Here is a 649-nt window from a genome sequence, read left to right as displayed (position 1 = left end):
GGCGTTTTTATGCACTATTTTGTACGGATTTTGTACGACAGCGACTCATTTCACCCCAAGCGTCAGCAAGGTGGTGGAGGTTTGCGGACGTAGACGGACGTCAACGGACGCGCACGAACAAACTAAGGAGAAATTAACACCAACGAAATGAGTAGCAACATTAAAATTGAAAGAATCTGTGAGTGGTGTGGCAACCGTTTTATGGCTCAAACAACGGTTACACGTTTCTGCTCGAAGCGATGCGCTGAGCATTCATACAAGGAACGCATGAGACAAAAGAAGATGGCTCTTTCCAATCAGGAGACCATCCAATGTAATCCAGACCGAAAAAGTAGAGATAAGGATTTCTTGACACCTACTGAAACGGCACAATACCTCGGTGTGTGCCGGACATATATTTATGACAATATCAATCGAGGTAAAATCAAAGTGACGAGAATCGGAAGAAAGACTCTCATCAGTAAAGCCGACATTCAGGCTATGTTTGATTTTCTCACACCGAAAGAAACGGAGCAGACAGAGTCAGCTGAGAAAAAGTCCAAATCAATCTCTGATTTCTATACCCGTGCCGACATTCGGGAGAAGTATGGCGTAAAGGATTCGTGGATATATAAGGTCGTTGCCGAGAACAATGTTCCGAAGACCATTC

At 44.2% G+C, this 649-nt stretch carries 1 protein-coding gene; it reads left to right on the top strand.

What is annotated here, in order from left to right; translation table 11 throughout:
* Positions 1-147: 147 nt before the first annotated feature.
* Positions 148-649: helix-turn-helix domain-containing protein (locus QZ311_RS12380; RefSeq protein ID WP_297068535.1), on the top strand; the 502-nt coding region annotated here is incomplete at its 3' end.

It is taken from the genome of uncultured Duncaniella sp., from assembly GCF_910578445.1.
GTDB lineage: Bacteria > Bacteroidota > Bacteroidia > Bacteroidales > Muribaculaceae > Duncaniella.
Note: the sequence above shows the minus strand (reverse complement) of the source record. Positions and strands in the feature narration are given on the sequence as shown.